13 protein-coding genes and 1 pseudogene are annotated in these 20,156 nt (G+C 72.6%); 8 read left to right on the forward strand and 6 right to left on the reverse strand.

What is annotated here, in order from left to right; genetic code table 11:
- Nucleotides 1-45 precede the first annotated feature (45 nt).
- Nucleotides 46-1,296 carry a 3-oxoacyl-ACP reductase gene (locus M2266_RS20720; protein WP_277439537.1) on the reverse strand — a complete coding sequence of 417 codons (1,251 nt, stop codon included), beginning with the start codon at nucleotides 1,294-1,296 and terminating at the stop codon, nucleotides 46-48.
- 82 nt (nucleotides 1,297-1,378) lie between these two features.
- Here M2266_RS20720 and M2266_RS20725 point away from each other — a divergent pair.
- Nucleotides 1,379-2,688, forward strand: a pseudogene (locus tag M2266_RS20725) (acetyl-CoA C-acetyltransferase).
- Nucleotides 2,689-2,835: 147 nt separating this feature from the next.
- Complete coding sequence (locus M2266_RS20730) at nucleotides 2,836-4,737, forward strand: long-chain fatty acid--CoA ligase (RefSeq protein WP_277439538.1); 1,902 nt, start codon at nucleotides 2,836-2,838, stop codon at nucleotides 4,735-4,737.
- 74 nt (nucleotides 4,738-4,811) lie between these two features.
- On the opposite strand, the gene M2266_RS20735 is transcribed toward M2266_RS20730, so the two are convergent.
- Both M2266_RS20735 and M2266_RS20740 read right to left on the reverse strand, forming a co-directional pair.
- The gene (locus M2266_RS20735; RefSeq protein ID WP_277439539.1) at nucleotides 4,812-6,011 is read right to left on the reverse strand and encodes a lipase family protein; all 1,200 of its coding nucleotides are present in this window, start codon (nucleotides 6,009-6,011) and stop codon (nucleotides 4,812-4,814) included.
- A 110-nt stretch (nucleotides 6,012-6,121) separates the two neighbouring features.
- Nucleotides 6,122-7,240, reverse strand: coding sequence for an AraC family transcriptional regulator (locus M2266_RS20740; RefSeq protein ID WP_277439540.1), 1,119 nt, complete (start codon nucleotides 7,238-7,240; stop codon nucleotides 6,122-6,124).
- Nucleotides 7,241-7,356: 116 nt separating this feature from the next.
- Here M2266_RS20740 and M2266_RS20745 point away from each other — a divergent pair, with 116 nt between their 5' ends.
- Nucleotides 7,357-9,180: a long-chain fatty acid--CoA ligase gene (locus M2266_RS20745; protein WP_277439541.1), complete on the forward strand. Its 1,824-nt coding sequence runs from the start codon at nucleotides 7,357-7,359 to the stop codon at nucleotides 9,178-9,180.
- A 76-nt stretch (nucleotides 9,181-9,256) separates the two neighbouring features.
- Here M2266_RS20745 and M2266_RS20750 read toward each other — a convergent pair whose 3' ends face one another.
- Nucleotides 9,257-9,460 (reverse strand): cold-shock protein, encoded by a 204-nt coding sequence (locus tag M2266_RS20750; RefSeq protein WP_014144190.1) that lies wholly within the window; start codon nucleotides 9,458-9,460, stop codon nucleotides 9,257-9,259.
- A 268-nt stretch (nucleotides 9,461-9,728) separates the two neighbouring features.
- Here M2266_RS20750 and M2266_RS20755 point away from each other — a divergent pair, with 268 nt between their 5' ends.
- Nucleotides 9,729-10,580 (forward strand): menaquinone biosynthesis protein, encoded by an 852-nt coding sequence (locus M2266_RS20755; protein ID WP_277439542.1) that lies wholly within the window; start codon nucleotides 9,729-9,731, stop codon nucleotides 10,578-10,580.
- A gap of 35 nt (nucleotides 10,581-10,615) precedes the next feature.
- On the opposite strand, the gene M2266_RS20760 is transcribed toward M2266_RS20755, so the two are convergent.
- On the reverse strand, nucleotides 10,616-15,025 hold the full coding sequence (locus M2266_RS20760; protein WP_277439543.1) for an FtsK/SpoIIIE domain-containing protein: 4,410 nt from the start codon (nucleotides 15,023-15,025) through the stop codon (nucleotides 10,616-10,618).
- Between the two features lie 231 nt (nucleotides 15,026-15,256).
- Here M2266_RS20760 and M2266_RS20765 point away from each other — a divergent pair, with 231 nt between their 5' ends.
- The 4 genes from M2266_RS20765 (at nucleotide 15,257) to M2266_RS20780 (ending at nucleotide 18,539) form a co-directional block, all read left to right on the forward strand.
- Nucleotides 15,257-15,547, forward strand: a complete 291-nt coding sequence (locus M2266_RS20765) for a hypothetical protein (protein WP_277439544.1) — start codon at nucleotides 15,257-15,259, stop codon at nucleotides 15,545-15,547.
- Nucleotides 15,548-15,567: 20 nt separating this feature from the next.
- Nucleotides 15,568-16,221, forward strand: coding sequence for a hypothetical protein (locus tag M2266_RS20770; protein ID WP_277441285.1), 654 nt, complete (start codon nucleotides 15,568-15,570; stop codon nucleotides 16,219-16,221).
- Between the two features lie 85 nt (nucleotides 16,222-16,306).
- On the forward strand, nucleotides 16,307-16,603 hold the full coding sequence (locus M2266_RS20775) for a WXG100 family type VII secretion target (protein WP_277439545.1): 297 nt from the start codon (nucleotides 16,307-16,309) through the stop codon (nucleotides 16,601-16,603).
- Nucleotides 16,604-16,913: 310 nt separating this feature from the next.
- On the forward strand, nucleotides 16,914-18,539 hold the full coding sequence (locus tag M2266_RS20780) for a serine/threonine-protein kinase (RefSeq protein ID WP_277439546.1): 1,626 nt from the start codon (nucleotides 16,914-16,916) through the stop codon (nucleotides 18,537-18,539).
- A 21-nt stretch (nucleotides 18,540-18,560) separates the two neighbouring features.
- Here M2266_RS20780 and M2266_RS20785 read toward each other — a convergent pair whose 3' ends face one another.
- Nucleotides 18,561-20,087, reverse strand: a complete 1,527-nt coding sequence (locus M2266_RS20785) for a serine/threonine-protein kinase (RefSeq protein ID WP_277439547.1) — start codon at nucleotides 20,085-20,087, stop codon at nucleotides 18,561-18,563.
- Nucleotides 20,088-20,156: the final 69 nt, after the last annotated feature.

Raw genomic sequence — 20,156 nt, forward strand, 5'->3', positions numbered from 1 at the left:
GGGGGTGAGGGGGCGGCTACGCGCCCAGGCGCTCTGGCCGGGCGGCTACGCGCCCAGCAGGCTCTGGCCGCAGACGCGCACTACCTGTCCCGTGACGCCGCCCGAGCCCGGATCGGCGAACCAGGCGACGGTCTCGGCCACGTCGACCGGCAGGCCGCCCTGGCCGAGGGAGTTCATCCGGCGGCCCGCCTCGCGGATGAACAACGGGACCGCGGCGGTCATCTTCGTCTCGATGAAGCCGGGGGCGACGGCGTTGACGGTGATGCCGTGTTCGGCGGTCCGCGGATCCGCCGCGAGCGCGCGGACGAAGCCGATGACGCCCGCCTTCGAGGCGGCGTAGTTGGTCTGGCCGGCGTTGCCCGCGATGCCGCTGATCGAGGCGGTGGCGACGATCCGGCCGCCGTCCCGCAGGGTGCCGGACGTCAACAGGTGGTCGGTGGTGCGGATGACGCTGCCGAGGTTGACGTCGAGGACGGAGTCCCAGCGGTCGGCGGCCATGTTGGCCAGCTTGCGGTCGCGGGTGATCCCGGCGTTGTGGACCAGGACGTCCAGGCCGTCGGGGAGCGCGGCGGCCATGCGTTCCCCGGCGTCCGGCGCGGTGATGTCCAGGGCCAGCGGGGTGCCGCCCAACCGCCGCGCGACGACGGCCAGGGCCTCTTCGGCCTGCGGGACGTCGAGGCAGACGACGTGGTGGCCGTCGCGCGCCAGCGTGGCGGCGACGGACTCGCCGATGCCGCGCGCGGCGCCGGTGACCAGCGCGGTACGGGTGCCCTCGGATGCCACCGGAACCGCCGGGCCGATCTCGATGACCTGGCCGCTCACGTACGCGGACTTGGGGGAGAGGAGGAAGCGCAGCGTCGCGTCGGGGTCGGCGCCGGGCGCCAGCCGCAGCAACTGGACGGTGCTGCCGCGGCCGATCTCCTTGCCGAGGGAGCGGACGAATCCTTCGAGCGCCTGCTGGGCGGCGGCCTGGTGGGGATCGGCCGGGTCCGGGACGGCGCCGAGGACGATCAGCCGGCCGCAGGGCGCGAGCGAGCGGACGACGGGGTGCAGGGCGGCGTACACGTCGCGCAGTCCGGCCGGTTGGCGGACGCCGGTGGCGTCCAGTACGACGGCCGCCGGAGCGGGCTCGTCCGCCTCGCGCGGGATACCGGCCGTCAGGCGCAGGACCGGTCCCGTCAGGTCCGGGTGTTCCGGGGACCAGCGGCGCAACGCGGTGGGCTGGGGGAGGCCGAGGCGGCGGGCGAGGAGGCGGCCGGGGGCCGTGCCCGTGAAACGGAGATAGCGATCGGCCATTGGCCTTCTCCTTACTCTGGAGTAAGTTTACCGCCGGTAAGGCTACTGGTGAGTCAGCGCCCAGCCAAGGGAGAGCCAGCCGATGAGTGACCGCAGGGACAGTCCGCGCCGCGTCGCGGTGGTGGCGGGCAACCGCATACCGTTCGCCCGCTCCGACGGCCCGTACGCCACCGCGTCCAACCAGGACATGCTGGGTGCGGCGCTGGGCGGGCTGGTGGAACGGACCGGCCTGGCCGGTGAGCGCGTGGGCGAGTTCGTGGCCGGGGCAGTCCTCAAACACAGCCGCGACTTCAACCTCGCCCGCGAGACCCTGCTCGGCAGCGCGCTCGACCCCGCCACCCCGCCTACGACATCCAGCAGGCGTGCGGCACCGGGTTGCAGGCGATCATCGCCGTCGCGAACAAGATCGCGCTCGGTCAGCTCGACTGCGGCATCGCGGGCGGCGCCGACACCGCGAGCGACGCGCCGCTCGGCGTGAACGACGAGTTGCGGCGGATCCTGCTGGCGGCGCGCCGCGCGAAGTCCACGGGTGCGCGGGCCAGGGCGCTGGCGCGCATCCGGCCGCGCCATCTCGTCCCGGAGATCCCGCGCAACGCCGAGCCGCGCACCCGACTGTCGATGGGCGAGCACGCGGCCCTCACCGCGAAGCGGTGGGGCATCGCGCGCGAAGCGCAGGACGTGCTGGCCGCAGTCAGCCACCAGCGGCTCGCGGCGGCGTACGAGCGCGGCCTGTTCGACGACCTGGTGACGCCCTTCCGCGGTCTGGACCGCGACCAGAACCTGCGCCCGGACTCGACGGCCGAGAAGCTCGCGCGCCTGCGGCCGGTCTTCGGGGTGCGGGACGGCGGCGCCACCATGACGGCGGGCAACTCGACGCCGCTGACGGACGGCGCGGCCGTCGTCCTGCTGGCGAGCGAGGAGTGGGCGGCCGACCACGGACACGAGCCGCTCGCCTTCCTCACGGCCTACGAGACGGCCGCCGTCGACTTCGTCGGCAACCCCAAGGGTGACGAGGACGGGCTGCTCATGGCGCCCGCGTACGCGGTGCCGCGGATGCTGGAACGGGCCGGGCTCGCGCTGGGCGACTTCGACCTCTACGAGATCCACGAGGCGTTCGCCTCGCAGGTCCTGGCCACCCTCGCCGCCTGGGAGGACAAGGAGTTCTGCACCGGACGGCTGGGCCTGGCCGGCCCGTTGGGGACGGTGGACCGGGAGCGGCTGAACGTGGCCGGTTCGTCACTCGCCACCGGGCACCCCTTCGCGGCGACCGGCGCCCGCATCGTCGCGACCCTCGCCACGCTGCTCGCCGAGCGCGGTGCGCCGGGGCGCGGGCTGGTCTCCATCTGCGCGGCGGGCGGCCAGGGAGTCACGGCCGTGCTCGAACGCCCGTGAGAGCGCCCCTGAGACCGAGGTGAGACCGCCCCCGAGCCCGTCCCTGAACCCGCACCGCAACGCTCCGAACCGTCACCGCCGCCCTGACCGCCGCCGATCCGCGTAGCGCGAGCCGCCGTACGATTCCGCGAACCAGGAGAGCCCCTGATGTCCCGTAAGAGTCCGATACCGACCCAACTCGTCGCCGTGGAGCCGGATCTCGTCGTAGAGGGCGGGTCGGTGCGGCAGGCCTCCGTGCCGGCACTCGTACCGGCCGAGAGCGAGGGGAGTCTCGCGGACATACCGTTCCGCAACGCCCTGGAGGCGCCGGAGGAGGCCGTCCTCAGCCGCAAGGACGAGCGCGGGGCGTGGCGCGACATCACCGCCGCGGACTTCCGCGACGAGGTGGTCGCCGTGGCGAAGGGGCTGATCGCCTCCGGGCTGCGCCCCGGCGACCGGCTCGCCATCATGTCGCGGACGACCTACGAGTGGACGCTGCTGGACTTCGCGGCCTGGGCCGCGGGACTGATCACCGTCCCCATCTACCCGACGTCCTCCGCCTCGCAGGCCGCCTGGATCCTCGCGGACTCCGGCGCGGTGGCGTGCGCGGTGGAGAGCGTCGAGCAGACCCGGCTCATCAGCGGGCAGCGGCGCCGACTGACCGGGCTGCGGCACCTGTGGCAGCTGGACGCGGGGGGCATCTCGCAGCTGATGGCCGAGGGGCGGGAGCTGCCGGACGTCCTCGTGAAGGGCCGGCGCGCCAACATCGGGCCCGACAGCGTCGCCACGCTCATCTACACGTCGGGCACCACCGGACGCCCCAAGGGGTGCATCCTCACGCACGCCAACTTCTTCGCCGAGGTCGACAACGCGATCGAGCTGCTGCACCCCGTCTTCACGTCGGTGAGCGCGGAGCCCGCCTCGACGCTGCTCTTCCTGCCGCTGTCGCACGTTTTCGGCCGGATGGTCGCGGTCGGCTGCCTGCGGGCCCGGGTCAGGCTCGGGCACGCCCCCAGCATCGCCACCGACGAACTGCTGGCCGACCTCGCCGGTTTTCGGCCGACCTTCCTGCTCGCGATCCCGTACGTGCTGGAGAAGGTCTACAACACCGGTCGCGCCACCGCCGAGGCGATGGGCCGGGCGTCCTCCTTCGACCGCGCCGCCGCCATCGCGCGCCGGTTCGGCGAGGCACTGGAGGCACAGCAGGCCGGCGCGGGGCGCGGGCCCTCGCTCGGGCTGCGGGCCGCCCACGCGCTCTACGACCCGCTCGTCTACCGGCGCATCCGCGCCGCCCTCGGCGGCAAGGTCCGCTACGCGATCTGCGGCGGCTCGCCGCTCGGCCGTCGTCTCGCCGCGTTCTACGCGGGCGCGGGCGTCACGATCTTCGAGGGGTACGGCCTGACGGAGACCACGGCCGCCGCCACCGTCACCCCGCCGCTGCGCCCCCGGCTCGGCACCGTCGGGTGGCCGCTGCCGGGCGCGGCCGTCCGGATCGCCGACGACGGCGAGGTGCTGCTCAGCGGCGGCATGGTGTTCGGCGGCTACTGGAACGGCCGGGTCGGGGCCTACCACCCGGTGAACGGCGGTTGGTTCGCCACCGGCGACCTCGGTGCGCTCGATGCCGAGGGCTATCTGACGATCACCGGCCGCAAGAAGGAGATCATCATCACCGCCGGCGGCAAGAACGTCGCCCCGGCCCCGCTGGAGGACCGGCTGCGGGCCCATCCGCTGGTCGGGCAGTGCATGGTTGTCGGCGACAACCGCCCCTACGTGGCCGCGCTCATCACCCTCGAACCCGACGGCCTCAGCCACTGGCGCCGGATGCACCACCGGGACGGGGTCAGGACGGCGCAGCTCGTCGAGGACCCGGAACTCCTCGCGGAGATCCAGCACGCGGTCGACGACGCGAACGAGTCGGTGTCGCGGGCCGAGTCGATACGGCGGTTCCGGGTGCTGCCGGTGGAGTTCACGGAGGACTCAGGGCATCTGACGCCGTCGATGAAGCTTAAGCGGGCGGCGGTCGCCCGGGACTTCACCAAGGAGATCGACGAGATCTACCGCAAGCGGTGACGTGAGAGGTGGCGTCCCGACGCCGGCCGAACCGGGGGACCGGTCCGGCCGGCGACGGGCGGGGGCCGATCCGGTCAGCAGTTGCCCGCCGTGGGGTGGCCGGCGAAGCGGTCGGCGAGCCACTCCATCGCGAAGGGGGATCCCGCGATGGCTCCGGTGATGTGGCCGAGTGGCATGGACTGCCACTGGACGTCGACGCCCCTCGCGCACCAGTCGGAGCGCAGCCGCTGCCCCACGGCGTAGGGGATCAGTTCGTCGACGACGCCGTGGTAGAGGTAGACCGGGGCGTCGGGCCCGCGGGTGCCCAGCGCGTCGGCGCGCAGCGCGCTCTGCCAGTCGGGCCGGTCGAGCGGGTTGCTGGTGGTGACCTGGTCGATGCGCTGGAAGAGCCCGGCGATGGCGTCGATGGCGACGCACTGCGTCCGGACGACGTTGACCAGCGCCCGCCCCCTGTCGTTGAGGTACTGGGCGAGGTCGAGCGCCGGGTACGCGGCATCGTGGCCGACGGCCGAGGCGAGGATCAGGCCCGCGCCCACGCCGCCGTTGTTGTAGTCGGCGACCTTGAGGAGGTCGGCGGGGACGCCGCCGGTGGCCGTGCCCCGGACGTTCAGGTCGGGTGCGTAGGAGCCGTGTATCTCGGCGGCCCAAGCGGAGGCCTGGCCGCCCTGCGAGTAGCCCATGATGCCGACGGGTGTGCCGGCGTTCAGGCCGGTTCCGGGCAGCCGTTCGGCGGCGCGGGCGGCGTCGAGCATGGCCTGTCCCTCGGCCCGGCCGACGGTGTACGTGTGGGTGCCGGGGGTGCCGAGACCCTCGTAGTCCGTGACGGCGACGGCCCAGCCGCGCAGCAGCGCCTGCCATATGAGGCTGCCCTCGGAGGCGGTCCCGGTGGGGAAGCCGCCGGAGGGCGCGCAGTCGTCGGCGAGGCCGACGGTGCCGACGGCGTACGTGACGAGGGGACGCTGCCCGGTCCGGCCGTCGCGGGGGACGAGGACGGTGCCCGAGACGGTGGTGGGTGCGCCGGTGGCGGTGGTGGACCGGTAGAGAATCTTCCAGGCCCTGGTGTCGGTGGGCACGAGGGGGTTGGGCATGAAGCGGCTCGGCTGGGCGCTGACGATGTCGCCGGGCCGGCCGGCGGTGGCAGCGGTTTCGGCTTGCGTCGTCGCCGAGGCCGGGGCCGCCGCGGTGGTCAGCGCGGTCGTCAGCGCGAGGGCGGCCAGGGCCGCGGGAACGGTGTGCCGGATGCGTCGTACGGTGTTCTGCACTGCGGCTCCCATCGATACGGTGGAAGGTGGGGGGGTATGGGGACCGTAGTGACTTACCGGTAGGTCAGGCGCTGACCACGTCGCTCAGCTTTGCTGACCCGGAATCGCACGCCCGCCGGGGTTTACTCCGCGGGCGCACTGCCGGGCCGCGAGGGCTCCACGGGGTCCCTGTGCACGGGCTCGGGTTCACCGGGGTTCCTGGGCACGGGCCCGCGTTCACCGGGCGGGTGCGTCCCGAGGGCCGCGTGGCGGTACGCGCCGGGGGTGGTCCCGGTCCAGCGGCGGAAGGCGCGGTGGAACGCGGTGTCCTCGGAGAAGCCGAGCCGCGCCGCGAGGTGGGCGATCGGTTCGTGCCCCTCGCGGAGCCCGGCGATTGCCGCGTCCCTGCGCACCGAGTCCTTGAGCTGCTGGAAGGACGTTCCCTCGGCCGTCAGCCGGCGCCGCAGCGTCGCGGGGCTGACCGCGAGCCGCGCCGCGATCTCCGGCGCCTCCGGCAGCCGGGTGCGGGTGGTCAGGGCGCGGGTCATGGTGCGGCGGATCTGTTCGGTGACGGTGGTGCCGTAGTCGCGCCGACTGAGCAGGTCGGCGGGGGCCCGGCGCAGCAGTTCGCCGAGCGCCGTCTCGTCCTGGATGAGCGGGGCGCCCAGCCAGTGCGCGTCGAAGGCGGCGCCGGTGTGCTCCGCGCCGAAGCGGACCGGGCAGCCGAAGAGCAGGTCGTACTCGGCCCGGTGCGGCGGCGCCTGATAGGCGAACTCGGCGTGCAGCAGCGGGATGCGGCTGCCGACGAGCCAGCTGGAGAGGCGATGCCAGATGACGATCAGGCACTCGGCGAGGAAGTGGTCGGGGTCGTCGGTGAGATCGCCGCGCACCCTGAAGTGCGCGACGCCGTCCGACGTGTGGACGGCGAGGGCGGGGCCGCTCGGGAAGAGCCCGTAGAACCGCACCGCCCGGTCCAGCGCGGCCCCCAGGTCACGGCCGCCCAGCGCCGTGCAGCACATCATGGCGAAGGAGCCGCGCGGACTGGGCGCGGGACCGAGGCCGAGGAACTCGTCGTCCGTGGCCTGGTGCAACTCCCTGACGAGGCAGCTGAACTGGGCGTCGGTGACGCGGGCCCGGTCGTCGCCGAGCAGCAGGGGCGCGATCTGGGCCCGCTGCAGCAGCGGGGCGGTGTCGATGCCGAGGCGCTGGGCACCGCGTAACGCCGCTCTGACCCGGTGCACCGTGATCGTATGCGTGCCCATGACACTCAACGGTGGTGCAGCTGAGCGGCAGGGTCAACCCGTGTGACGGTTCGTGTCATCTTCGTGCGGCCTCGTGCTTCATAGCGTCAGGGCTACACGACCAAGGGAGGCGCGCGATGGGCACCATGGCACCGCAGACCGATCGGCCAGGGACGTTGGCGTTGACGGCGCAGTGGGCGGCGGAACGGCACGGCGACAGTCCCGCACTGCGCTTCCGCGCGGGTGGCGGTTGGCGCGACGTGACCTACACGGAACTGCGCGACACCGTACGGCGGGCCGGGTGCGGGCTCGTCGCCCTCGGCGTCGAACCCGGTGACCGGCTGGCGATCCTGTCCGAGACCCGGCCGGAGTGGACGTACGCGCACCTCGCCGCGCTGGCGGCGGGCGCCGTCGTCGTGCCGGTCTATCCGACGGCCGGCGACGAGGAGGTCACCTGGGTGCTGAAGGACTCCGGCGCCTCGATCATCCTCTGCGAGGACGACCGGCAGGCCGCCAAGGTGGAGCGGCTGCGGGACCGACTGCCGGAACTGCGGCGGGTGGTGCTGCTGGCCGCCCTCGACGGGTTGGCGGATGGCGCGGCGGCGGAGAAGGCGTCGGAGGCGGCCCCGCTCGACGACGAGCTGCTCGCCGAACTGCTGGCCCGTGCCGAGGCGCGCAAGCCCGAGGACGTGGCGTCCATCGTCTACACCTCCGGCACCACCGGGATGCCCAAGGGCTGCCGGCTCACGCACGGCAACTTCGGCGCCGTGCAGGACGCCACCGTGCCGCACGTCGACGGCGGCCTTCCCGGCGACACGACGTACCTGTACCTGCCGCTGGCCCACATGCTGGCCCAGCTGATCCAGTTCACGACGCTGCTGGTCGGCGGGACGCTGTGTTTCTTCGGCGGGCGGATCGAGAACATCGTCGCCGAACTGACGGAGGTCAGGCCCACCCATCTGCCGTCCGTGCCACGGCTGTTCGAGAAGGTGCACGCGCAGGTGCTGGCGCTCGCGGAGTCGCAGGAGGGCGGCAGGGAGCGGTTCGAGGCGGCGGTCGCCCTCGGCGTGCGAGCGGCGGAGCTGCGGGAACGCGACGAGGAGCTGCCGCCGGAGCTGCGCGAGGCCTACGACGTCGCGGACGCCGCCCTGTTCGGCCTGGTCCGCGCCGCCTTCGGCGGCCGGCTGCGCTGGGCGACCACCGGGGGCGCGCCGATCGCCCCGCAGACCATGGCCTTCCTGCGGGCCTGCGGCCTGGGCGTCCTGGAGGGGTACGGCATGACGGAGTCCGGTGGCGTCATCGCCGTCAACCACGCCTCCGACTTCCGGCACGGCACGGTCGGCCGGCCGATCGACGGGTGCGAGGTGCGCATCGCGGACGACGGGGAGGTACTCGCCAGGGGCGCCAACGTCTTCCCCGGCTACCACCACAACCCGGACGCGACCTCCGCGACGCTGGACTCCGACGGGTGGCTGCACACGGGGGACCTCGGCGCGCTCGACGCCGACGGCTATCTGACGATCACCGGCCGCAAGAAGGACATCGTCATCACCTCGGCCGGCAAGAACCTCACCCCGACCCGGATCGAGTTCGCCATCCAGCAGTCCCGCTACGTGTCCCGCGCGGTGATGATCGGTGACCGCCGTCCGTACCCGGTCGCGGTGATCACGCTGGACCCGGACGAGATCATCGGCTGGGCGTCGCGCACCAAGCAGGTGCTGGGCGCCCGGCCGACCCGGCACCCGGCGGTGCACGCGCTGGTGCAGGAGGTGGTGGACGCGGCCAACGAGCAGGTCGCCCGTCCGGCGCGGATCCGGGCGTTCGTGATCCTCGACGAGGACCTGTCGGTGGAGGCGGGCGAGCTCACGCCGACGCTGAAGCTCCGCCGCTCGGTCGTCGAGGAGCGGTACCGGGACCGGATCGACGCGCTCTACGCGGCGGCGGGGCCGAGCGTGCGGTAGCCGGGAAAGGCAGGAGCCCCGCACGACCGTGCGGGGCTCCTTGGCATTGCTTTCAGGCGACTCGGCGATCAGACGATCAGACCGGGGTCACGTTCTCCGCCTGGGGGCCCTTCGGGCCCTGGGTGACGTCGAAGTTGACCTGCTGGTTCTCCTCGAGGGAGCGGAACCCAGCTGCGTTGATCGCGGAGTAGTGAACGAAGACGTCGGGGCCCCCGCCGTCCTGGGCGATAAAGCCGAAGCCCTTTTCAGCGTTGAACCACTTCACGGTTCCGGTAGCCATAAAGCCCTCCTTGGGCCCAAAGGGTTGCCCTGCTCCAGAACCTGCAACTGCGAAGTCTGAAAACTACAAAAGCCTACGGGGTCACATGCTCCGCAGGCTCTGTACTGCAAGGGAAACCAAACTGCAACTTGCGAGGAGAGTAGCACGCAGGTTCAGGGGTGGGGAAGGGTCTCAAGATCGGCCTTTCGAGGCCTTCCCGGCGGTCCTCCCAGGGGCTGTTCCGCCGCCCGCCCACAAGATCCGCAAGGACCAGGACTAGCCTCCTGATGTGGACAAATCTGCACCTGACGCCGAAAGCGGCCGGACCCGTCCGAGGGTCGGCCACATCCAGTTCCTGAACTGCGTGCCCCTGTACTGGGGGCTTGCCAGGACAGGAGCCCTTCTCGACCTGGAACTGACCAAGGACACCCCCGAGAAACTCAGCGCCCAGTTGGTGCGCGGGGACCTGGACGTCGCACCCGTCACGCTCATGGAGTACCTGCGGCACGCCGACGAACTCGTGGCGCTCCCGGACATCGCCGTGGGCTGCGACGGCCCCGTCATGTCCTGCGTCATCGTGAGCCAGCTGCCGCTCGACCAGCTCGACGGCCAGCGGGTCGCCCTCGGCTCCACGAGCCGGACCTCGGTGCGCCTCGCCGAGCTGCTGCTCACCGAGCGGTTCGGGGTGACACCCGACTACTACAGCTGCCCGCCCGACCTGTCGCTGATGATGCAGGAGGCGCAGGCCGCCGTTCTCATCGGCGACGCGGCCTTGCGGGCCTCCCTGCACGACGCGCCGCGGCTCGGCCTGCAGGTGCACGACCTGGGCCAGATGTGGAAGGAGTGGACGGGGCTGCCGTTCGTCTTCGCCGTCTGGGCCACCCGCCGCGACTACCTCGCCCGCGAGCCCGAGGCCGTCCGCGAGGTGCACCGCGCCTTCCTCGCCTCCCGCGACCTGTCGCTGGAGGAGGTCGACAAGGTCGCCGAGCAGGCCGCCCGCTGGGAGGCCTTCGACTCCGAGCTGCTGAGCAGGTACTTCACGACACTCGACTTCTCCCTCGGGGCCGGGCAGCTCGCCGGCATCGCCGAGTTCGCCCGGCGCGTCGGGTTCCCCGCGGAGGCGCGCGTCGAACTGCTCTGACGCCCGTCCCCGCCGCACGGCCGCTGCGTCCGCCCCTACAGGGCGGTCAGGGGGACCTGGACGGTGCGGATCTCGCCGTCGCCCAGGTGCAGCAGGCCGCGGCCGGGCTGGACGGCCTGGCCGATGGAGCCGCGCTGGAGTCGGACGCCGACCAGGTCGCCGTCCGACATGTTCTGCGGGGACAGCAGCAGGCCGCGGCGGGCCTTCTTCATCTCGACCTGCCAGCCGCCGAAGCCGCTGCAGATGTCCTCCGCGTCACCCGCGATGACCAGGCCGACCTCCTTGCCGGTCGCGTTGCGCACCACGGACTGGAAGACGTCCCCCGCGTCGCAGTTCCGCAGCAGCTCCGCGTCGTCCACGATGATCACGCCGGGGCCGTCGAAGCGGGACAGCGCCTCCTGCAGCTCCGTCGAGCCGATGTCGTCGGTGCCGAAGAAGCCCACGACGCCCGGGGCGTGCTTGAGGCGGCGCAGCGGCGACTGGCGGCGCGGGGTGGCCAGGATGATCTGGGTGCCCGCGGTGAGGAACGAGCGCGTCATCGTCAGGAGCGCGGTGCTGCGCCCGGAGCGGGCGGGACCCGCGATGACGAAGGCGGGGGTGCCCTCGGCGAGGTTCGGGCCCAGCACGGTCAGCTGGTCGCCGCCGATGGCCGCCATCGACCAGAGCCGGCCGCCGCCGCGCAGGGACTGCTGCTCCTGCGGGTCGCGCATCTCCCACGCCTCTTCGAACCCGATCCGGGCGGGCAGCACGTCGACCCGGAACGGCCGGCGGGAGCGCGGTACGGAGCCGTCCCGGTCCTTGGCCGCGGCGCCGATGGCGTGCAGGGCCGCGGACTGGGCCTGGCCGCTGGGGTCCTCGGCGAGCAACGCCACATGCGTCTCGACGGCGCCCTGGGCGCGGAACGCCCGGCCCGGCGGGATCTTCGCGGGGATCTTGCGCGGGTTGAGGCCGATGAGGGACAGGTCGCCCGAGTCGCTGAGCTGCAGCGCGATCTTGTTCTCGGTGAGGGTGGAGATCCGGCCGAGCAGCAGCGACCGGTCACCCGTCATGATCACGTGGATGCCGACGGACGCGCCCTCGCGCATCAGTTGGAAGATCGTGTCGGTCAGCGAGCCGTTGTTGAGGTCGCCGAGCGAGGGGGTGAAGCCCTCCCAGCGGTCCAGCAGCAGCACGATGTGCGGCAGTCGGTCCGCCTCGGCGACCCCCGTCCGCTGCTCGTTGATGTCGGTGAAGCCGCCCTCGCCGAGCAGCGCCATCCGGCGCTGCACCTCGGCGGCGAGCTTGCCGATCAGCCGGACCGCGCGGTCCGCCTCGTTGGAACGAACCACGGCGCCGCAGTGCGGCAGCGAGGACAGCGCCAGCAGCGCGCCGTTCCCGCAGTCCAGTGCGTAGAGGTGTACGTCCGCGCAGGAGTTGGAGCGGGCCAGCGAGCCGGCGATGGTGCGCAGCGCCTGGGAGCGGCCCATGCGCGGGGCCCCCGCGATCATCAGGTGGCCGAAGGTGGTCAGGTCGATCGAGGCGGTACGCCGCGCCTGCTCGCTCGGCAGGTCGTCGACCGCGTAGGGGGCCGGCAGCAGCCCGTCGCGGGAGGCGTTGACCGGGGCCTCCAGCTCGTCGATGACCATGCGTTCGGTGAGCGCGGGCAGCCACGGACTGTGCTGCGGCGCCAGCCCCAGCTGCTCGTTGGCGCCCTGGATGGCCTCGACGAGGACGGCGAGGTCGGTGAGCAGGTCGTCGTCGTTGGTGCGGGGACCCGACGGGCGTTCCGGAACCGGGCGGCCGAGGCCGTCCCAGCCGATCTGCACGGTCCACGGCGCGGGGGCCTTGGTGGCGACCTGGCCGGGCCGCCGGCCGCCGACGCGTCCGGACTGGAACGGCAGCAGCGACGACGCGCCGAGCCGCACATACGCGCGGCCCGGGGTGGACTTGGCGATGTATCCGGCGTCCGGGGCGTCGATGACGTCGGACGACTCGCTGGCGTCGGTGACGCGCAGCGCGATGCGGAGGTTGGTGTTGGCGCGGATCTCGGGGGAGACGACGCCGGAGGGGCGCTGGGTGGCGAGGATGAGGTGGATACCGAGCGAGCGCCCTCGCTGCGCGATGTTGACCAGGCCCGTGACGAAGTCGGGCAGCTCACGGGCCATGGAGGCGAACTCGTCGATGACGATGAGCAGCCGGGGCATCGCCGCGAGCCCCGGGTTGGTGCGCATCGCGATGATGTAGTCCTCGAGGTCCTTGGCACCGGCTGCCGCCAGCGTGTGCTCACGGCGGCGCAGTTCGGCGCCGAGCGACTCCAGGGCCCGTTCCACCAGGTGGGTGTCGAGGTCGGTGACCATGCCGACGGTGTGCGGCAGCTTCACGCAGTCCTTGAAGGCCGCGCCGCCCTTGTAGTCGACGAGGACGAACGTCATCGCGTCCGGCCGGTTGGCGACCGCCAGCGAGGCCACGATGGTCTGCAGCAGCTCCGACTTGCCGGAACCGGTGGTGCCGGCGACCAGCCCGTGCGGCCCGTCGCGGACCAGGTCGATGGCGAACGCGCCGTCGAAGGACGAGCCGACCACGGCCTGGGTGGAGCGGCCGCCCATGCTCCAGCGGGCGGCGATCCCGCCGGCCGTGGGCGGCTCCATCTCGATCACGTCCAGCAGCCGGCAGGAGTCCGGCAGCGCCGAGCCCTCGTCACCGCTGACATCGCGGATCGGGGCCATCGCGCGGGCCATCTGCTCGCCCCACGCGGCGGTCACGCAGTCCGGCCGTACACCGGAGACCGGCTCGACGCCGGCCATCGAGACCTGCAGCAGCCCGTAGTAGTCCTCCTCGACGAGCGCGCGGCACTCCTCGGGAAGGAGCCGGCGGTCGGCGTCCAGGCAGATGAGGTGGATGCCGACACGTGGGCCGTCGCGCAGCACCTGCGTGAGGCCGGGCAGCGCGCGCAGCCGCCGGGAGCCGTCGAGGACGACGAGGATCGTCGGGCCGCCCCAGGCCTGGTTGGACTGGGTGCCGGCCTCGCGGGCCGCGTCCTGGCGGGAGGTGACCTGGGCGAGCAGCTCGCTGATGCGGCGGGCGACGCTGTCGGCGTCGGTACCGATCAGGGCCAGCGCCGACTGGCCCTCGCGGGCCCTGGCGTGCGGGAGCCAGCGCACCCACTCCCAGCCCTCCCGGCCGCTGGGGTCGGTGAGCACGCAGATCTGCAGGTCCGCGGGGGAGTGCAGGGCGGCGGCCTGGGCGACCAGCCAGCGGCCGATGGCGCGCGGCAGTTCACCGCGCCCGGCGACGCCGAGCACGCCGTGCTGCTGCATGGGGACGGTCACCGGGACGTCGGACAGCTTCCGGGCCTCGTTGCGCTTGTGTTCCTCCTGGGCCGGGTCCGAGACCTGGACCTCGGTGGGGAGGGTTCCGGTGCCGACGCGCAGCATCCCGTAGTCCGGGTCGGAGCGCCGCCGCTCCCACAGCCGCTGGCTGGGCCCGGTCGCGGCGACCAGCACCTCGGCCGGGTCCGGGGCCTGGGTGCGGCGGGCGGCGGTGTCGGCGGCCATGGCCTTGCGGGCCTGCCGCTCGATCGACTCCTTGTGCGTCTCGTAGTCGGCGGTGGTCTGGCGGAACGACTTCTTGCCGTGCTTCTTGTCGTTCATGTAGTTGCCGACCATGGCGACCGGGCTGAGCACCGCCATGAACAGGAAGCGCGGCTGGTGCATCATCATCGCCATCAGCACCGCGCCGAAGAGCGGGATGATCGCCATCAGCCACGGCATGGGCCGGTTCTCGGACTGCTTGGGCTTGCTCGGCAGTTGGAAGTTGGTCGCGCGCGGCGGCGGGGTGATGCGCGGCGGCCGGTTGTAATCGAGCCCGGTGCCGTCCTCGGAGGGCTTGAGGGCGGTGTCGGGAAAGCTCGGCAGGCTCAGTTCCAGCAGGGTCTGTCCGGCGGCGACGACGCTGCGCGGCCGCCAGGGGCTCGCGTCGGTGAGCGGATTGCCGTCGATGGTGGCGGAGCTGCCGAAGGACGGGTGGACCGTGACCGTCCCGTCCACCGCGACGTCCACCTCCACCGCCGAGTGCGGCAGCGCCGGGTCGTTGAGGCGGATCCAGGCTTCGGGTCCGCTGCCGACGACGGCGACGCCGGGCCCGAGGCGGTGCACGCCACCCGCGTCGGGACCGCCGACGATCCGCACCTCCACCGTCCCCTGCGCGTCGGGCGCCGGGCAGGCGTCGGGCGCGGCGACGCTGACCACCGCTCCGTCGCGCACCGGGGAGGCGTCCAGGCTCAGTTCGGGGTCGATCTGGAATCCGTTGATGTGCAGGGCCGGCGGCCCCTGCCCGTCGTCCGGACGCCCGAGCATCCGGCCGATCTCCGCCGCCAGCGCGCCGACGGGCGCCGCGGGGTCGGCGTCGACCAGCATGTCCGCACGGTCGTCACGGACCGGGTCGATCACGCTGAGCTGGAGTTCCACTGCCGTCCCCCTGCACCACTGAGCACTACTGGTATTTGCTGTTGACCATCATGCAACAAGCGGCTGACAACGCACCGGCCGCATCAGGCGGAACCGCGGCCACGGCCAGAGGTGTCCTGACGGTCGACAGGACGGGAGTGAGAGAATCGACGGCATGGAACGCGGGAGCCGCGTGCGGCGGGCGGCCGCAGAACCGACGGGGGAAGTATGGGCAGTCCTGACCGATTGAAGGTGGATCTCGGTGGTCTGGAGGACTTCGCCTCCGATCTCGAGGCGGTAAGGACCACCATGAACGGCACGCGCAAGCTCTTCGAGTCCTACGAGGCGAAGCTCGGCTCCGGGAAGGTCGCGGACGCGCTGGACAGCTTCGAGCACAACTGGAAGGACGGCCGGAACGAGATCGACGGGCACCTGGAGGGGCTGGCCAAGATGGCCAACACCGCGGTGCGCGAGATCCGCAAGGCCGACAAGCAACTCGCCGACGATCTGGCGAAGGCGGCGAAGGGTGAGGGCGGACAGTAGTGAGTGCGACTCCGCGGGTGATGCCGGTCGAGCGGGAGGGCTTCTCGCTCACCGTGCCGATGACATGGTGGGAGTTCGATCTGCACCCGGCCAGCCGGGACGAGAGCATCCGGCGGCTGATGGCGCAGCGCGTGCAGGAGAACCCGGCGCTCGGTGAACACCGCGACGTGCTGGCCAAGTTCCTGCGCAGGGCGGCGCGCGAGGCGCACGACAGCGGCGCGGTGTACGTGGGCTGCATGGCGCAGAACTTCGGCGGGGTGCCGCTGACCGCGTCCGTCACCGTGTCGCTGGTGGGAGCGCGGACCCCCGAAGGGCAGTTGCTGGCCACGGATCCCGCGTCGATCGTGGCGGGGCTGCGGGAGAAGGCGGCCCGGCGCGAGGGGGACCCGTGGCGGAAGGTGACCACGGTGGAGATTCCGGAGACCGGAACCGCCGCCCGTACGTACGGGATCGAGGACGTCGAGATCCCCGGTGACAACAGGACCGTACGGACCGTTCTGATGCAGACGTTCATCCCGCTGCCGGGTGGCGGGGACCGGGTCGCGCTGGTCGCCTGCAGCAGTCCCGTACTCGATCTCGCGGACTCGTTCTTCGACGTGTTCGACGCCGTGACCTCGACGTTCCGCTACCGGGAACCGCAGGCTGCGCCCGCGCCGTCCTCACCCGTAAGCTGACACACCCGCAGAACATCGCACCACTCTGCGACTCGACGGCCACGGGGGTCGGCCCTGCGGCAAGGCCAATGGAAGGTATTCCTCTATGTCCAATGTGAATGTTACCTACCAGGACATGCGTGACGCGGCCACCAAGCTCAAGACGGGCCAGACCGAGATCACGGAGAAGCTGAACACGCTGCACAAGTTCGTTCAGGGCCTGGTGAACGGCGGTTACGTGACCGACCGTTCCTCGAAGCAGTTCGACCAGTCCTACACCGAGTTCAACACCGGTGCCACCAAGACCATCGAGGGTCTCGAAGGCATGGGCAAGTTCCTCGAGAGTGCCGCGCAGGCGTTCCAGTCCGCGGACGAGGAGCTCGCCAAGGGCCTCGGGCACTAGGCCCGTCTGACACATCCCGCCTGGCCCGGGACGCCTGGCACGCGCGCTCTCCCCCAGCTACCGCTGGGAGGGGCCCCCGTTGTCGGGCCCGCCCCGGTACGTCCAGTACAGGGGCGACCCTCCGCCGTGCGATCGCACGCACCAGACGCCCCGGGCCCCGCCTCCGGGCGGACGCCGGTATGTGTCAGACACGGCCTAGGGACACGACCGCGTCGAGCGGCAACGGATGGGCCGCAGCGGATCACCGCTGCGGCCCATCGTGCGTCACGGCCGCCGCCCGGGGGCACACTCGCTCTCAGAGGAGGATCCGATGCAGCCGTTGGCTACGACAGATCCGTCGTCGATCGGTCCGTACCGTCTGCTGGGACGGCTCGGAGCGGGTGGGATGGGCCGGGTCTACCTCGGCCGCAGCCCCGGCGGCCGTACGGTCGCGGTGAAGGTGGTGCGCCCCGAACTCGCCGAGGACGCCGAGTTCCGCACCCGCTTCCGCCGTGAGGTGGCCGCCGCTCGACTGGTGAGCGCGGTCTGGAGCGCCCCGGTGCTCGACGCGGACACCGAGTCACCGGTGCCGTGGATCGCCACCGGGTACATCGCGGGGCCGACCCTGGCGCAGGCCGTCGACGAGTTCGGGCCGCTGCCGGCGAGCGGGGTGCGGACGCTGGGCGCCGGACTCGCCGAGGCGCTGGACGCGTTGCACCGGCTCGGCCTGCTGCACCGCGACGTCAAACCGTCCAACGTGATGCTCTCGATCGACGGACCGGTACTCATCGACTTCGGGGTCGCGCGCGCCATGGACGCCGCGGGCGCGTCCGTCACCGGCAGCGGGGTGGTCGTCGGCTCGCCCGGCTACATGTCACCCGAGCAGGTGCTCGCCAGGCCGCTCGGCGCGGCCTCCGACGTCTTCGCCCTCGGCGCCGTGCTCGCCTTCGCGGCGACCGGACACGGCCCGTTCAGCGGGGACAGCGCCGCCTCGCTGCTCTACAAGGTCGCCCACGAGGAGCCGGAACTCGACGGTGTGCCGTACGAGTTGCGCGACATCGTGGAGTCCTGCCTCGCGAAGGCGCCGGCCGTCCGCCCCACTCCCGCCCGGCTCGCCGCGCGGCTGTCGCCCGACGGCGCGGCCGCGCTCGTGCGCCGGGGGTGGCTCTCGGAGCCGTTGATGGCGCAGTTGGGCCGGCACGTGGTCGAACTGCTGGACCTGGACGCGGCCCCGCTGTCGACGCGCTCCGGCGTGCTGCCCGGGGGGACGCCGGGCTATGGGATGACGCCGTCGGGGACGCCCCTCGGCTCGGCCTACGGCACGTTCGGTCCGTCGTCCGCGCCGTCGCACTCCTTCGGCATGGAGGCGTCGGGGCCGCGCGACGCGATGCCGCGCACCGCGGGTTCCGGCGCGCGCTACGCGCCGGAACCCGCCGTGGGCCGCGGGCACCGACGCCTGTCGGCGGTGCTGGCCGCGGTGCTGGCCGCCGTCGTCGCCGGGACCGTGATGTTCCTGTTCCGACCGGAGGACACGTCGGGCGGCACCAACGGGGGCGGACCGGGGAGCACGACCACGGGTACCGACGCCGGTGCGGCCACCGACGCCGTGCCCGCCGCGTTCATCGGCACCTGGCAGGGCGGCACCGTCTCCACCAACGGCGTCCCCAACGGGGTGCTGACGATCACCGTCAAGGCGGGGCGGATCGGCGAGAACGTCGGCGACAGCAGTGTGGACCTGCTGGGCGTCCTGCACTGCGGAGGTACGTGGAAGCTGGTGTCCGCGACCACGAAGGTGCTGGTCCTCGACTCGACGGCCGGTGATCCGGGCGCGACCAGCGGCTGCTCCCCGGGCGCCACGGCGGAACGGCTGACCCTCAAGAACGCCACGACGCTGACCTACACCACCAACGACGCGGCCGCCGGCCACCCCAGCGGCGACCTGAGGAAGATCAAGTAATCGGGGATGGCGGCCGGGTGGTCAGCCGGTCGTCTTGCACAACTCCTTGGACGGCGCGAACTGGAACTTCCCGTCCACCGAGATCACCGCGTTCACGGTGTAGCAGGTGTCGGCCGTCACCGACCCGGCCGTGAACACCACCGCGGGCTCATTGCCGTTGGGCGTCTTCTGCAGCGGCTCGCCGCCGCCCGGCACCACCGCCCGCACGACGTAGCCGGCGACCTGCGCGGCCTGCGTCGGCGGCTTCCAGGTGATCTGCACGTTTCCGTTGGCCTTCACGGCCTGCACGTTCTGCGGCATCAGACCCGCCAGCTTGTCCGCGGGCACCTGCACCGGGGCGGCGCTCGACGTCGGGCCCGGCGCCGTCGAAGCGGTGGGGGAGGCCTTCGGATCCGGCTTCCCGTGGCGGTCGCGCAGCACCAGCGTGGCCGCGGTGCCCGCGGCGGCGAACACCACCAGGGCGGTGGTCGCCGCGAGCAGGCGCCTGCGCGACTGCCGCTTGGCCTCGTCCTGGGCCCGCGCGCCCGCCTGCGCGACGGCCGCCTGCTCCTCCGGCGTCAGGTCGTCCGCCGGGTCCCAGCCCGGCAGCGGCGACTCCATCGCCGGTTCCGGTTCCAGCGCGGGCACCTTCGACGCGGACGCGGGGGACAGCAGCGCGCGCAGGGTGCGGTGCACCTCGGTGAGCGGCGGCCGGCCCTCCGGGTTCGCCGACATCATCCTGCGGACGAGGATGAGCAGCGGGTCCGGTATGTCGTGCCGGTGGGCGGGGTACGGCAGTTCGCCCCGCAGCACCTCCGCGTAGAGCGCGGACCACGAGGTGCGGCCCGCGTCCGCGTACGCCGGTTCGCCGTTGAGCAGCGTGTACAGCGTCGCGCCGAGGCTGTAGACGTCGGCCGCCGGGCCCGGCTTCTCCCAGCCGAAGAGCTCGCGCGGTACGAACATCGGGTCGAAGACCGTGCCCAGCCGCGGCGCGGAGCGCTGCAGGACGCGGGCGAGGCCGTGGTCCGCGAGCAGCGCGTCGCCGCTCTCGTCGAAGAGGATGTTGGCGGGGCGGACGTCCAGGTGCAGCACCCCGCGGCGGTGCGCGGAGTGCAGCGCCAGCGCCAGGCGGGTGCTGATGACGATCGTCTCGTCGACGGTGAACGGTCCGGAGTTGGTGAGTTTGGCCTGCGCGTTGCCGCCGCGGCAGAACTGCTCCACCAGGTACGGGCGGTGCTCGGCGGTGAAGCCGGCGTCCTCGACGGTCACGGAGCAGGGGTGGCGGGCGGCGGCGCCCGCCGACAGGAGTTCGGAGTGCGCGGCCAGCCGGGTGCTCTCGTCCTCGACCGTGACGGCGAGCAGTTTGACGGCCACCTCGGCGCCGGTGGCCTCGTCGGCACACAGCAGGACGGCACTGTGGCGGCCGGTGCCGACCTGGCGGAGCAGTTTGTAGCCCGGCGGCAGGCGGTGCCCCTCCGCCGACGTCTGCGCCGGTACGGCGACGGAACCCTTGTCGCTCTCCGGGTTGTCCGTCGTGCCCTGCCCGCGCCTTCCCGGCGTCCGGTCCACCGATGTCCTCCCGTGCCTCACGCGTCTCACGACAACCTACCGCCTCCGGCGGCCGGCCGGGTCGGCGCG

Origin of the sequence: Streptomyces sp. SPB162, assembly GCF_029504575.1 — a bacterium.
GTDB lineage: Bacteria > Actinomycetota > Actinomycetes > Streptomycetales > Streptomycetaceae > Actinacidiphila.

Bases quoted from the DNA above. Each gene is read 5' to 3' on its own strand.
- M2266_RS20775 (WP_277439545.1), top strand. From the start codon at position 16,307: ATGTCCAATGTGAATGTTACCTACCAGGACATGCGTGACGCGGCCACC.
- M2266_RS20720 (WP_277439537.1), bottom strand. From the start codon at position 1,296: ATGGCCGATCGCTATCTCCGTTTCACGGGCACGGCCCCCGGCCGCCTC.
- M2266_RS20740 (WP_277439540.1), bottom strand. From the start codon at position 7,240: ATGGGCACGCATACGATCACGGTGCACCGGGTCAGAGCGGCGTTACGC.
- M2266_RS20730 (WP_277439538.1), top strand. From the start codon at position 2,836: ATGTCCCGTAAGAGTCCGATACCGACCCAACTCGTCGCCGTGGAGCCG.
- M2266_RS20780 (WP_277439546.1), top strand. From the start codon at position 16,914: ATGCAGCCGTTGGCTACGACAGATCCGTCGTCGATCGGTCCGTACCGT.
- M2266_RS20750 (WP_014144190.1), bottom strand. From the start codon at position 9,460: ATGGCTACCGGAACCGTGAAGTGGTTCAACGCTGAAAAGGGCTTCGGC.
- M2266_RS20770 (WP_277441285.1), top strand. From the start codon at position 15,568: ATGCCGGTCGAGCGGGAGGGCTTCTCGCTCACCGTGCCGATGACATGG.
- M2266_RS20745 (WP_277439541.1), top strand. From the start codon at position 7,357: ATGGGCACCATGGCACCGCAGACCGATCGGCCAGGGACGTTGGCGTTG.
- M2266_RS20735 (WP_277439539.1), bottom strand. From the start codon at position 6,011: ATGGGAGCCGCAGTGCAGAACACCGTACGACGCATCCGGCACACCGTT.